This is a genomic window from Pasteurella testudinis DSM 23072, from assembly GCF_900176075.1.
Taxonomy (GTDB): domain Bacteria; phylum Pseudomonadota; class Gammaproteobacteria; order Enterobacterales; family Pasteurellaceae; genus Chelonobacter; species Chelonobacter testudinis.
This window is the reverse complement of record NZ_FWWV01000013.1, coordinates 116,368-129,642: the sequence shown is the minus strand read 5'-3', so window position 1 is coordinate 129,642 and position 13,275 is coordinate 116,368. Positions and strand designations below refer to the sequence as shown.

Sequence of the window (13,275 nt, the reverse complement as noted above, 5' to 3'; positions counted from 1 at the left end):
TGTTTTTCTATTGGTTAAACATAAATCGAATGAGATAGATATGGGAGCGGTTGATTGGATTTCAAGGGGCGTAAACCGCAGTTTGCTTTTTTTATCACTATCGCTTTTTCGATTTGCGCGATAGTACTTTGTCTTTTTACTTTCATCTAAAATTTAGCTATCGAGCTTCGCCGATGGCGACCGATTTTTAGATGAATGAAAGTAACGAATACCAAAAGCAAAGTGCGGTTCAAACCAAGTCCAAACCGCACTTAGCGCAAATTTACTCTAACCGCCAACCGCCGTCTTGTTCAATATGCAGCAGGCTGTTATGGAAACGCTTCAAGGTAGAGCGGTGGCCGACGCTGATAATAGTACTGTCCGGCAGTTCTTGTTGCAACAGACGGTACATCGCATCTTCCAACCCTTCGTCCATGCTGGCGCTGGCTTCGTCTAAAAACACCACTTGCGGTTGGTTCAGCAATAAACGGGCAAAGGCAACCCGCTGTTGTTCGCCGAGGGATAAAATCTGCGTCCATTCATTGCGCTCCGTCAATTTATCGCTTAAATGCGCTAACGCCACTTTTTGCAACACCGATTGTTCATGTTGATAGTCTGATTTTTGCGGCGGTGTGTCGGGATAATACAGCGCGTCTAACAAACTGCCTTGCGGCAAATACGGTTTTTGTGACAGGAACAGCGCATTGCTTGGTGCGGCAATTTCGCCGTCGGCATATGCCCACAACCCTGCCAGCGTGCGCAACAGCGTGGTTTTACCGACGCCGGACGGCCCTTGAATCAGTAAATGGGTTTGCGGCGCAATGTCCAGATTCAATCCTTTGATCAACGGCGTCTGCGCCGGCGTTTTAACCGTCAGGTTAGTAACCTGCAAATGGCTAGGGTGTGCGCTGATTGTCGGCATCGGCAGTTGTTCAGCGTTGCGCATTGCACTGTTGAAGCCGGTTAGACGGTCGAGCGTGGCTTTGTAAGCGGCGAACTCGTCATAGGAGGTGCGGAAAAACGACAGGCTGTCGTGCAGTTTGCCGAACACATTGACCGTTTGCATTAAGTCGCCGAGCGAAATCTGCTTGCTGAAAAAACGGCCGGCTTGAATCAAAAACGGAAACACCACCGAAGTTTGGCTGACGACCAGATTAAATCCGGAGAATTTCAGGCTGCGATACACGATTTGCCATACGTTACCGATCACTTTCTCAAACTGGCTGAACAAGGTGCTGCGTTCGCTTTTTTCACCGCCGTAAAAGGCGATGCTTTCCGCATACTCTTTTACCCGAATCAGTGAATAACGGTAGTTGGCGTTGAGTTTTTCATTTAAGAAATTGAGCGCAATCAACGGTCGCCCTAATTTAAAGGCGAACAGCGAGGTGATTAACACATAGCCGAAGACAACAAAGACCATGCCGTGCGGAATTTCCACGCCGAAAAGTGCAATCGAGCCGGAGAGTTTCCAAAGCAAAATGGTAAAGGCGATAATCGATGTGACTGCACTGATTAAGCCGGTGGAAAAACTGAGCGAGCTGGATACAAACGATTGGATATCCTGTTGAATCCGTTGATCGGGGTTGTCCAAGCGATTGTAGCTGTATTGCGTTTTGTAATAAGTGCGGTTTGCCGTCCAGCGTTCGACAAAAGTGCGGTTCAGGGTGGTGCGCCAGTTAATGGTAAAACGTTGCGACAGGTAATACTTGCTTAAAACCAGTACCACGTTGATGATGGCGAGCACGCCGAATACCGCCATCATCTGCCAAAAGAGCGGTGCGTTCAGATCTTGCAGCGATCCGTACATTATATTGTACCAATTCGAGATCACGACGTTTAGGCGCACGGCCATTAGCGATAATAAAACGATCACCAAAAACAGCATAATGGCTTTGAGGTTGGTTTTGGGATCAATGTAGTCGGCGGCCAGTTGCCAAAATTGTTTGCCCCAGCGGCTGATTTTGATCAATAAAAACGCCAGTGTCACTAAAAACAGGATACTGCCGATAAAAGCTTGTGCCAGCCAAACGGCGGAGTCAAAAAATTCTTGTTGCCAGTTCATAATAATTCCGATTTAACAATGGATAAGCATTTGATTCGCAAATAGCTAAAAAGTTTAACAACACACTCAAATTTTTAAATAAAAAATCTCAGTTTTGTTTCAAAAGTTTGCACTATAACAAATTTTTGCCATTTTAACCTAGGTATAATACACGCAGTTTATTTTTTAAAATTTCAATAATAGGAGATGTTATGAGTGATGTAGCTATCACGGTCAGCCTGCTTGCTCTGGTTGCCGTGATTGGATTGTGGTTGGGGCATTTAAAAATCCGGGGAATAGGCATCGGCATCGGTGGTGTGTTGTTCGGCGGTATTCTGGTCGGGCATTTTATCAAGCAATACGGCTTGAGCCTCGAATCGCATACCTTGCATTTTATTCAGGAGTTCGGCTTGATTCTGTTTGTTTATACCATCGGGATTCAGGTCGGCCCGGGCTTTTTTGCTTCTCTGCGCCAATCGGGGTTAAAACTGAATCTGTTTGCGATGCTGATTGTGTTGCTGGGGGCTTTATTGGTGGTGGCATTACACCTTGTTTTCGGAGTGGAATTACCGATTATTTTAGGGATCTATTCCGGTGCGGTGACCAACACGCCGTCGCTTGGTGCCGGACAGCAGATTTTGGCGGAATTGGGCATGACCAATATCACCGAAACCATGGGTATGGCCTATGCAATCGCTTATCCGTTCGGGATTTGCGGGATTTTATTGGCGATTTGGCTGGTACGCCTGTTTTTCAAAATCAAGATTGAGGAAGAACATCAGCAATTTGAAAAAGAATCGGGACACGATAAAGAGAGCTTGAGCAGCCTGAATGTGAAAATTACCAATCCGAATATCAGCGGTTTGAAAATTCGCGCCATTCCCGGCTTCGAAGCGAAAAACGTACTTTGTTCACGTTTAAAACGCGGCGCAGAATTGATTGTACCGCATGCGGATACCGAAGTGCAGGTGGGGGATTTAATGCATTTGGTCGGCGATATGCCGGATTTGCAACGGGTGCAGCTGGTGGTCGGGGAAGTGGTGAAGGAGTCGCTTTCTACCCGTGGCACCGATTTGCGTTCGGTGCGGGTGGTGGTGACCAATGAAAATGCGTTGGGCAAGAAAATCCGTGATCTGAAAATCAAACAAAAATACGAAGTGGTGATTTCGCGTTTGAACCGTGCCGGGATTGAACTGGTGCCGACCAGCAATACCAGCCTGCAATTCGGGGACGTGTTGAATCTGGTCGGGCGCTTGGACGCGATTGAAGCGGTGACGGCGGTGATCGGCAATGCACAGCAAAAATTGCAGCAAGTGCAAATGCTGCCGGTATTTATCGGCATTCTGTTAGGGGTGTTGGTCGGATCAATCCCGATTGCATTGCCCGGTTTTCCGGTAGCCTTAAAACTGGGGTTGGCAGGCGGCCCGTTAGTCGTCGCTTTGATTTTGGCGCGTATCGGTAGTATCGGCAAGCTCTATTGGTTTATGCCGCCGAGCGCCAACCTTGCCCTGCGTGAAATCGGCATTGTGCTGTTCCTCTCGGTGGTCGGAATCAAGGCCGGTGCGAACTTCATTGATACGCTTATCAGCGGTGACGGTATGGAATGGATGATGTTCGGTGCGATTATTACTTTTGTGCCGTTGATGATCACCGGCATTGTCGCCCGCGTGTACGGCAAAATGAACTATCTGACATTAAGCGGCTTGCTCGCCGGCTCAATGACCGATCCGCCGGCGCTTGCCTTTGCTAACGGCATTAAAGAAGACAGCGGCGCGGCGGCGCTCTCTTATGCAACGGTCTATCCTCTGGTGATGTTTATGCGGATCATGTCACCGCAAGTGTTGGCGGTATTGCTAATGCTGTTTATGGGATAACAATCAATTGATAGGAAGGACAACAGAATGTTGTCCTTTTGTTTTTTATCGCAGAGCGGATTATGGAGAGGATTTATGCAGCAAACGCAGCAACATCTGACGTCTTCCGATTTAAAGACGATTTTACACAGCAAACGTGCCAATATTTATTACATCGAGCACTGTCGGGTGATGCAAAAAGACGGGCGCATTCTGTATTTGACTGAAAGCGATAAGGAAAATCTGTATTGGAATATTCCGATCGCCAATACCACTTGTATTATTTTAGGCACAGGTACGTCGATCACACAGGCAGCAATCCGCATGTTAGCCGGAGCCGGTGTGTTGGTCGGGTTCAGTGGCGGTGGCGGCACACCGCTCTTTATGGGAACGGAAATTGAATGGTTCACGCCACAAAGCGAATATCGGCCGACGGAATATATTCAAGGTTGGCTGAGTTGGTGGTTTGATGATCAAAAACGATTGCAAGCAGCCAAATATTTGCAGCAGGCGAGAGTTAAATTTTTACGCCATGCTTGGGATAACGATCGCGAATTAAAAGCAGAAGGATTTGACGCTGCGAATCCTGAACTCACCGCACTTTTAGCGCAACAGCAGCAACAAATTGCGTTACAAGATGAAGTCAGTCATTTGCTGCAACTGGAAGCCCGTTTCACCAAAAAGTTATATAAGTTTGCCGCACAAGCAACCCAACATGGCGAATTTACCCGCGAACGGGAAGCGGGCGATCGCGCTAATATTTTTCTCAATCACGGAAATTACCTTGCTTATGGATTGGCGGCGACTACGACATGGGTGCTGGGCATTCCCCACGGCTTTGCGGTGATGCACGGCAAAACCCGACGTGGCGCATTGGTTTTCGATATTGCCGATCTAATCAAAGATGCCATCGTGTTGCCACTGGCGTTTATCTGCGCCAAAGAACAAGCAACGGAGCAGGAATTCCGCCAAGAATGCCTCCGGGCATTTACTCAGCACAAGGTATTGGATTTTATGTTTGATGTAGTGAAACAACTGGCGTTGAGCAATAACGCCAGTGGAGAATAATCCACCGGTGTGGTGGGTAAAAGAAAGTGATATTTTTCTAAGCTACTGTATCAGTAGAAGGATAGTATATATGAAAACGCATAGTATAAATACATAAGAATATTTAATAAAGTGATATTGGGTATTTTATTTTGGTGTGTGGTAGGTTAATATCTGTTTTAACCTAGCGTAGATACCGACTGTGGTAGTGTCGGTCACTCACAACGGGTTCGGATATGATCACGTTGTAGGTGATATAGACGTTAAAGTGCGGTTAGATTGCCAATTTGACCGCACTTACATCAAACTTTGGCATGATCTTTTGAATTCAACAAACCTATTTTTGGACGTTCTTTTAAAATATATTATTTATCAACTGGTTAGGTTTTATGTAAAAACAATTGGGTAATATCGGATTTTATCTCTAGCCCATTGATTTATTTGTTTTTTCTATGATAATGTTCTAGTTAGTCATCACGCAGATGGTTTAGAAATCAAACACATATCCGGTAACAACAACCTCTCTGTTAGTCATCACGCAGATGGTTTAGAAAGCAGCCGTGCGAGGACGTGAGGAAATGGCGGAGTTAGTCATCACGCAGATGGTTTAGAAAAACCGGAAATTAAGTGAAGCCAAGCGCGCTAAGTTAGTCATCACGCAGATGGTTTAGAAATTGCTTGCCCCGCAAATTAGACGGTCGAGAAGGTTAGTCATCACGCAGATGGTTTAGAAAGACAATCAAAAATCAAGCGATTGATCTCAAAAGTTAGTCATCACGCAGATGGTTTAGAAAATCCGGACACCGGGCTTTGCTGTGATTTAGCAGTTAGTCATCACGCAGATGGTTTAGAAAAACGTGGTGGCGGTAGTATGGATGGCGACAGCGTTAGTCATCACGCAGATGGTTTAGAAAAGCATCACCTATCATTAACGCCGTTGGGCGGTGTTAGTCATCACGCAGATGGTTTAGAAAGTCACAGATATGGTCAGTGTAGGGAATGGCGCCGTTAGTCATCACGCAGATGGTTTAGAAATCTTGATTTTCCATGTTTCCCCCTTGGAATTACGTTAGTCATCACGCAGATGGTTTAGAAATCCAGCCTCTTTAATGGTGCCTTGCGTTGAACCGTTAGTCATCACGCAGATGGTTTAGAAAGTCCTGAGATTGAAGTAATTCCCCTTGTCATCGTTAGTCATCACGCAGATGGTTTAGAAAGGCATTTTTAGCCCGTCTGATGGGCTATTACAGTTAGTCATCACGCAGATGGTTTAGAAAGAAACACAATCCGAAATGGATAGAAAAACATTGTTAGTCATCACGCAGATGGTTTAGAAAATGAAACTGTAAGTCGTGGGATAGGGGCTCTTGTTAGTCATCACGCAGATGGTTTAGAAACAACGGTTTAATCAATCCACGCTCTAAAAGGTCGTTAGTCATCACGCAGATGGTTTAGAAATTGTAAGTATCTTGATTTTAATTTCTGCTCAAGTTAGTCATCACGCAGATGGTTTAGAAACGTTTAAGGCACCCGATTTTTATCAATATCCGCGTTAGTCATCACGCAGATGGTTTAGAAATGACGCAGTGGTGATTCGGGAAAGCCTTGCAGGTTAGTCATCACGCAGATGGTTTAGAAAACCGACCCGAAGTTTTGTCACGTCGGGGTTTAGTTAGTCATCACGCAGATGATTTAGAAATGATCGCCTGAATGCGTACGACTGTTATTAACGTTAGTCATCACGCAGATGGTTTAGAAATGAAAGACGATAGTGGAATTAAGTAATTTATTGTTAGCTATCACACAGATGGTTTAGAAAGTCTTGCAGAGCTTGAAGCAGAAAATGCCTTACGTTAGCTATCACACAGATGGTTTAGAAAACTTGCCCCAAATTTTGAAAGCGATAATGTTCGTTAGCTATTACACAGATGGTTTAGGAATATTATAAAGGGGTGGTGATTATTGTTTGTCAGTCATCGGTCGATGTCATCATAAAAAATCAAAGTGCGGTTTAAAATGGATAACCACACGTTTGATTTTAGATGATGATTGAGTGTTTAAACCGGTTATTTCAATAACCCCGATGCTTTTAAGGCGGCGGTGATGATCGGTTGGGCTTGTTCGCTCAAGACCGTCAACGGCAGGCGTAGGAAAGGATCGCTGATTAAGCCGATTTTGTGGCACGCCCATTTTACCGGAATCGGGTTGGATTCGACAAATAAGTCTTTGTGCAATGGCATTAAGCGGTTGTTGATTTCATCGGCTTGGGCAAAATCGCCGTTAAGGGCGAAGCGACACATTTTCGCCATATCGGCGGCGGCAACATTGTTGGTGACGGAAATCACGCCTTCGCCACCGGCTTTAATCGCGTCCAGTCCGGTTGCATCGTCACCACTTAACACGATAAAGTCTTTGCCTGCCAATTCTTTGATTTGGCCGACACGGCTGACATCGCCGGTCGCTTCTTTAATGCCGACGATATTCGGAATTTTCGCCAAGCGGGCCACGGTTTCCGGCTTCAGATCGCTGCCGGTGCGTCCCGGTACGTTATACAGGATTTGCGGCAGGTCGGTGCTTTCGGCAATGGCTTTAAAATGTTGATACATCCCTTCTTGGGTCGGTTTGTTGTAGTAAGGCACGACCGACAGACAACCGGCGACGCCGCTGCCGTGCAGCAGTTTGGTCATGGTAATCGCTTCGCTGGTGGCGTTGGCGCCGGTGCCGGCAATAATCGGAATGCGGCCTGCGGCGTATTCGACGGTCTTCAGAATAACCTTTACATTTTCATCAATGCTGAGCGTCGCCGATTCGCCGGTGGTGCCGACGGAAACAATCGCATCGGTTCCGGCTTCAATATGGAAATTGACCAAGGCTTCCAGCTCGCTGTAATTGACTTCGCCGGAATTGTCCATTGGCGTGATTAAGGCAACAATACTGCCTGAAAATAGAGGGTTATTGGCCGACATAAAACTTCTCCTGTAGGTTTTTTGTTGGTTTTATTGATGAAAATGAACGGGTTCGATATTGATGAAGCATTAACTTAGCTTGCCAAAATGGTTGTAGTTTGCAAGTGCTTTTTTTATTTTCTTGCACATAAATCAAAAAAAGTGAAAAAAGTGTGGTTTAGTGATAAGTTTGCACTCTATATAAAATGCATTAAATGAGGAAATATCATGTTATCGATTTTAAAGTGCGGTACAACGGCGCCGCAATTCAGCCTGTTGAACCATGACGGACAGGCGGTCAAACTGTCTGATTTTCAAGGACAAAAAGTCTTGGTCTATTTCTACCCGAAAGCCTTAACGCCGGGCTGCACCACCCAAGCCTGCGATCTGCGCGACAGCAAGGCGCAGTTGGCACAATCGGGCGTGGTGATTTTGGGGATCAGTCCGGATTTGCCGGCGAAACTGCAAAATTTTATCGAGAAAAAAGGGTTGAATTTCACCCTGCTGTCCGATCCGGATCATCAAGTTGCCGAGCAATTCGGCGTGTGGGGCGAGAAAAAATTTATGGGGCGGGTGTATGACGGCATTCACCGGATCAGTTTTTTAATTGATGAAAACGGCGTGATTGAACAGGTGTTTGATAAATTCAAAACCAAAGATCATGCGCAGCTGGTGTTGGATTATCTGCAAAAATAGCGGCAAGCGAGCAGCCTGCCGCCGTTAGCGAAAGCGCTATTTCAGATCAGTCGGTAAATGGTAAATTTCTCCGCCTTTTTGTTTAAACTGCTGTGACATTTCGGCTAGGCCCGCTTGCTGTTCACTTGACAGGTTAGCAGCGTAATCGCGGACTTCCTGCGAAATTTTCATGGAACAGAATTTCGGCCCGCACATCGAGCAGAAATGGGCGACTTTGCCGGATTCTTGCGGCAAGGTTTCGTCATGGTAGGCTTGCGCGGTTTCCGGATCGAGCGATAGGTTGAATTGATCCTGCCAGCGGAATTCAAAACGGGCTTTCGACATCGCATTATCCCGAATTTGCGCTGCCGGATGGCCTTTGGCGAGATCGGCGGCGTGGGCGGCGATTTTATAGGTGATCAACCCTTGTTTGACATCGTCTTTGTCCGGCAAGCCCAAATGCTCTTTCGGCGTGACGTAGCACAACATGGCACAGCCGAACCAGCCGATCAGAGCGGCGCCGATGCCGGAGGTGAAATGGTCGTAGCCTGGAGCAATATCGGTGGTGAGCGGTCCGAGCGTATAAAACGGTGCTTGGTGGCAGTGTTCCAGCTCTTCGGTCATATTGCGCCGGATCATCTGCATCGGAATATGCCCAGGCCCTTCGATCATCACCTGCACATCATATTGCCAAGCGATTTTGGTCAGTTCGCCCAAGGTATAGAGTTCGGCAAACTGCGCTTCGTCGTTGGCGTCTTGAATAGAGCCGGGACGCAGCCCGTCGCCGAGCGAAAGCGCCACATCATAGGCGGCGCAAATTTCACAAATATCACGAAAATGGCGATATAAAAAATTCTCTTGGTGGTGTGACAAGCACCACTTCGCCATAATCGATCCGCCGCGCGACACAATGCCGGTCAGGCGTTTGGCGGTCATCGGCACATAGCGCAACAGCGTGCCGGCGTGAATGGTGAAGTAATCCACGCCTTGTTCCGCCTGTTCGATCAGCGTGTCTTTAAACACTTCCCAGCTTAGATTTTCGGCAATGCCTTTCACTTTTTCCAACGCTTGATAGAGCGGCACCGTACCGATCGGCACCGGACTGTTGCGCAGAATCCATTCGCGGGTTTCGTGGATATTGCGGCCGGTCGAGAGATCCATCACCGTATCCGCGCCCCAACGGGTCGCCCACACCAGCTTTTCGACCTCTTCTTCAATCGAAGACGTGACCGCCGAATTGCCGATATTGGCATTCACTTTCACCAAAAAATTGCGCCCGATAATCATCGGTTCGGATTCGGGGTGATTGATATTGCACGGAATAATCGCCCGTCCCGCCGCCACTTCCTGCCGCACAAATTCCGGTGTGATAACGGCGGGCAGGTCGGCGCCGAAGGCTTGTCCCGAATGTTGCTGCAACAATACCGCACTTTGAACCCGTGCGCGCCCCATATTTTCGCGAATGGCGATAAATTCCATTTCAGGCGTGATGATGCCTTGACGGGCATAATGCAGCTGGGTCACGGTTTTGCCTGCCTGCGCCCGACGGGCAGGACGTTGCAGTTGGAAGCGCAATTCGTCCAGCGCCTTGTCCTGTAAACGGGCTTGAGTGTAGTTGGAACTGACCGCACTTAGCACTTCGGTGTCTTGCCGTTCCGCAATCCATTGCTCACGCAATGCCTTGATTCCCTGTGCGATATTGATCGTTTGCGTTTCATCGCCGTACACGCCGGAGGTGTCGTACACCGGAATCGCGTCGTTCGGTTCGTATTGCGGATTGTTTTTATCGCCGCCGATCAAGGTCGGGCTGAGCTGGATTTCACGCATCGGCACTTGTATATCGGCGCGTGAGCCTTGCAGATAAATGCGTTTTGAGCTGGGGTAGTGCGCTCCTTTCAGCGTGTTGATAAATTGCTGCGCCGCAGTCCGTTTTTGGCGGCGGCTGTTTGTTTCGGTATAAATAGTGGTATCAGACATGGCAAATTCCTTTTATAGTCGGTAAAAATAACCAAGAAATGCTTGTCCAGAGTGAAGAAAAAGGGTGGAAGTCGGTAAACGGCAATTGTCGCGTGTGAAACGGCAACAAAGTGCGGTTTAGCGATCAGAGAAAATCATCGGTTTGCAAAATAAGGTGATGATTGACTTGTTCCCTTCGCAGGTCTTAACCCGAGCAGGTTCCACGGATCCCGATTTACGGTCTCAGCCAATCATGATTGGCACTCCGACAAGAGAGGCGAGTATAAGCAAGATAGTCGGCGACGACAAGCGGTAAAAGCGGAAAATGTGATTTGGGTAAAGTTTTGAGGAGAATGAAAAAACGGCAAAGTGCGGTTTCTGATCCGCACCCCAAAAGTTAGATTACAAAACCAAACGATTGAGGTGCGGATTTTTATGATTAAAGATAACCAAGTGTTTGGACAACACGTTGTTTGCGGTTGCCGGATTTAAGCCGATTCGGTTTCTTCGTTGGACGGCCAAGCGTTGACCACCGCTTTGACCAACGTTGCCAGCGGAATGGCGAAAAATACACCCCAGAAGCCCCATAAACCGCCGAAGATCAACACCGACAAAATAATTGTCAGCGGGTGCAGATTGACAGCCTCGGAAAAGAGAATCGGCACTAGCAGATTGCCGTCCAAAATTTGAATGATGACATAGCCCAATATCAAATACCAGAATGTCGGGGTAACGCCGAATTGCACCAGCGCCACCAGTGCAATCGGAATGGTGATCAAAACCGCGCCGACATAGGGTACTAACACTGATAAGCCGACGCCGAACGCCAACAGCAACGGATAGCGTAAACCGAAAAACAGCAGCAGGGCATAAGTGAAAGCGCCGACCACGATGATTTCTAAAAACTTGCCGCGAATATAGTTGGAAATCTGGGTTTGCATTTCGCGCCAGACTTGCGATGCCAAAGTGCGGTTGCGCGGCATAAAACGCATAACGCCTTGAATCAATTCCTGTTTATCTTTAACCAGAAAAAACACCATTAACGGCACGAGAAAAGCGTAAATGCCGATAGTCACCAAGCTCAGCAGCGACGAAAGCGAGTAGCGCAATGCCGATTCGCCGAACGCCAGCAATTTGGCGCGGGTGTTGCTGAATAAGGAATCCAGCATTTGGTAGTCAATCAAGCCCGGATAGTGCTCCGGCAGGGTCAGCAGCCAGTCGTGCAACTGATTGATCATGCCGGGCAGATCTTGGGTTAAGGAAATGGTTTGCGTCCATAAACGCGGGATAAACACCACCATGATAAAAATGATCAGCGCAACAAACAAGAATAGCGAGATACTGACCGACACCGAACGCGGCAATTTCAGGGTTTTGGATAAAAAGGTGATCGGCGCTTCCAGCAGATAGGCGATGACGAGTGCGATCAACAAAGGCGCGATAATATCACTGAAAAAATAAATGGCGATAAAAATGAACAGTAGAATGGCGAACAGCCCGAGCGCTTGCGGATCGCTGAAGCGGCGTCGGTACCAGTTTTGAAACATTTCCCACATAACGTTTTTTCCCTATGGCGTTTATGTATCGTTGTTAATGAATCGGCTAGAGCGATTATAACAAGTTATTGACTTTATGAAAGATTAAAACTATTTTGAATTTCACAAAATAAAAAGGAGCAGCGCATGAGTATAAAAATTTTACACAATCCGAGATGTTCAAAAAGCCGTGAAACCCTTAATTTGTTGGAAAGTCGCGGAATCCAGCCGGAAATCGAAACCTATCTGAACAAACGGTATTCGGTTGCCGAATTGCAGCAGCTTGCCGAGAAGTTGGGCATTGCCGATGTGCGGGCTATGATGCGGGTGAAAGACGAACTGTACCGCACTTTGGGACTGGACGATCCGGCGTTGAGTCAGGCGCAGTTGTTGCAGGCGATTGTGGAACATTCCGCCTTGTTGGAGCGCCCGATTGTGGTCAACGGCGATAAAGCCAAAATCGGACGGCCGCCGGAGGCTGTGTTGGCGATTTTATAGTTGCAGGCAGTGCTTCACGAACGGAATCGTGAGCTTGCGTTGCGCTTGTAGCGAGGCTTGATCGAGTTGTTGCAGCGTGTCGAACAGACTTTTGCTGTCGCGTTCAAGCCGTTTTAACAGAAACAATCCCACTTCGTCCGGCAGTTCCAAGCCGCGCTGATAGGCACGCTGTTGCAGCGTTTTCAATTTTTGCCGTTCGTCCAACGGTTGCAGCTTATGAATTTCGCCCCAACTTAAACGCGAGCGCAGATCGTTCAGCTCCAACGGCAGGTGGCGCGGCGATTCGGCGGCACTCAACATCAAAATCGTTTTGCCCTGTTCTTTAATCCGATTGTACAGATCAAAAAGTGCGGTTTCCCATTTGGCTTGTCCGGCGATGGTTTGCAGATCGTCAATGCAGACCAGATCCTGCGTTTCCAAATTATCCAATACGTCGGGCGAAAACTGTGCGGCTTGTTTTAACGGGATAAAGCTGGCGCGTCCGCCGCGATCAAACAGCAAGTGGCAACAGGCTTTCAGCAAATGGCTTTTGCCGCTGCCGTGTTCTCCGTACAGATAGAAAAATTGTTGCTGCCGTTGTTGCAGCGCCTGAAACAGCGAATCCAGCAGCACGGGGTTGTTTTCCCCACAGAAATTTTGCAGGGTCAAATCGTCTGCTTGCTGAATAGGTAAAGTCAGTTGGATCGGTGCTGTCAAAACGTTATCCGCTATTTGCAATCGGCGGCAAGCCGACGCCGCCTGTGTTT

9 protein-coding genes, 1 CRISPR repeat array and 1 riboswitch are annotated in these 13,275 nt (G+C 47.6%); of the genes, 4 read left to right on the top strand and 5 right to left on the bottom strand.

The window, feature by feature from the left end; genetic code table 11:
• Positions 1–262: 262 nt before the first annotated feature.
• Positions 263–2,041 (bottom strand): ABC transporter ATP-binding protein/permease, encoded by a 1,779-nt coding sequence (locus tag B8880_RS06660; protein ID WP_084256838.1) that lies wholly within the window; start codon positions 2,039–2,041, stop codon positions 263–265.
• Between the two features lie 191 nt (positions 2,042–2,232).
• Between B8880_RS06660 and B8880_RS06655 the strand changes: the two genes are divergently transcribed.
• A complete protein-coding gene (locus tag B8880_RS06655) occupies positions 2,233–3,894 on the top strand; it encodes a putative transporter (protein WP_084256837.1) in 1,662 nt (553 codons plus the stop codon).
• Positions 3,895–3,969: 75 nt separating this feature from the next.
• Entirely contained in the window at positions 3,970–4,941 is a 972-nt protein-coding gene (gene cas1f, locus B8880_RS06650) for a type I-F CRISPR-associated endonuclease Cas1f (RefSeq protein WP_084256836.1), read from the top strand.
• Positions 4,942–5,386: 445 nt separating this feature from the next.
• A CRISPR array of direct repeats spans positions 5,387–6,860; the repeat unit is 28 nt; unit sequence GTTAGTCATCACGCAGATGGTTTAGAAA.
• Between the two features lie 126 nt (positions 6,861–6,986).
• Here the strand turns inward: cas1f and dapA are convergent.
• Positions 6,987–7,886, bottom strand: coding sequence for a 4-hydroxy-tetrahydrodipicolinate synthase (gene dapA, locus B8880_RS06645; protein ID WP_084256835.1), 900 nt, complete (start codon positions 7,884–7,886; stop codon positions 6,987–6,989).
• Positions 7,887–8,093: 207 nt separating this feature from the next.
• Between dapA and bcp the strand changes: the two genes are divergently transcribed.
• Positions 8,094–8,561, top strand: coding sequence for a thioredoxin-dependent thiol peroxidase (gene bcp / locus B8880_RS06640; protein WP_084256834.1), 468 nt, complete (start codon positions 8,094–8,096; stop codon positions 8,559–8,561).
• A 36-nt stretch (positions 8,562–8,597) separates the two neighbouring features.
• Here bcp and thiC read toward each other — a convergent pair whose 3' ends face one another.
• Positions 8,598–10,517, bottom strand: coding sequence for a phosphomethylpyrimidine synthase ThiC (thiC, locus tag B8880_RS06635; protein ID WP_084256833.1), 1,920 nt, complete (start codon positions 10,515–10,517; stop codon positions 8,598–8,600).
• Positions 10,518–10,670: 153 nt separating this feature from the next.
• Positions 10,671–10,774: riboswitch (TPP riboswitch) on the bottom strand.
• A gap of 210 nt (positions 10,775–10,984) precedes the next feature.
• Positions 10,985–12,052: an AI-2E family transporter gene (locus B8880_RS06630; protein WP_084256832.1), complete on the bottom strand. Its 1,068-nt coding sequence runs from the start codon at positions 12,050–12,052 to the stop codon at positions 10,985–10,987.
• Positions 12,053–12,178: 126 nt separating this feature from the next.
• Here B8880_RS06630 and arsC point away from each other — a divergent pair, with 126 nt between their 5' ends.
• Complete coding sequence (gene arsC / locus B8880_RS06625; RefSeq protein ID WP_084256831.1) at positions 12,179–12,529, top strand: arsenate reductase (glutaredoxin); 351 nt, start codon at positions 12,179–12,181, stop codon at positions 12,527–12,529.
• Here the strand turns inward: arsC and hda are convergent.
• Positions 12,524–13,225, bottom strand: a complete 702-nt coding sequence (gene hda / locus B8880_RS06620) for a DnaA inactivator Hda (protein WP_084256830.1) — start codon at positions 13,223–13,225, stop codon at positions 12,524–12,526. The two genes, arsC and hda, sit on opposite strands and share 6 nt — an antisense overlap.
• Positions 13,226–13,275: the final 50 nt, after the last annotated feature.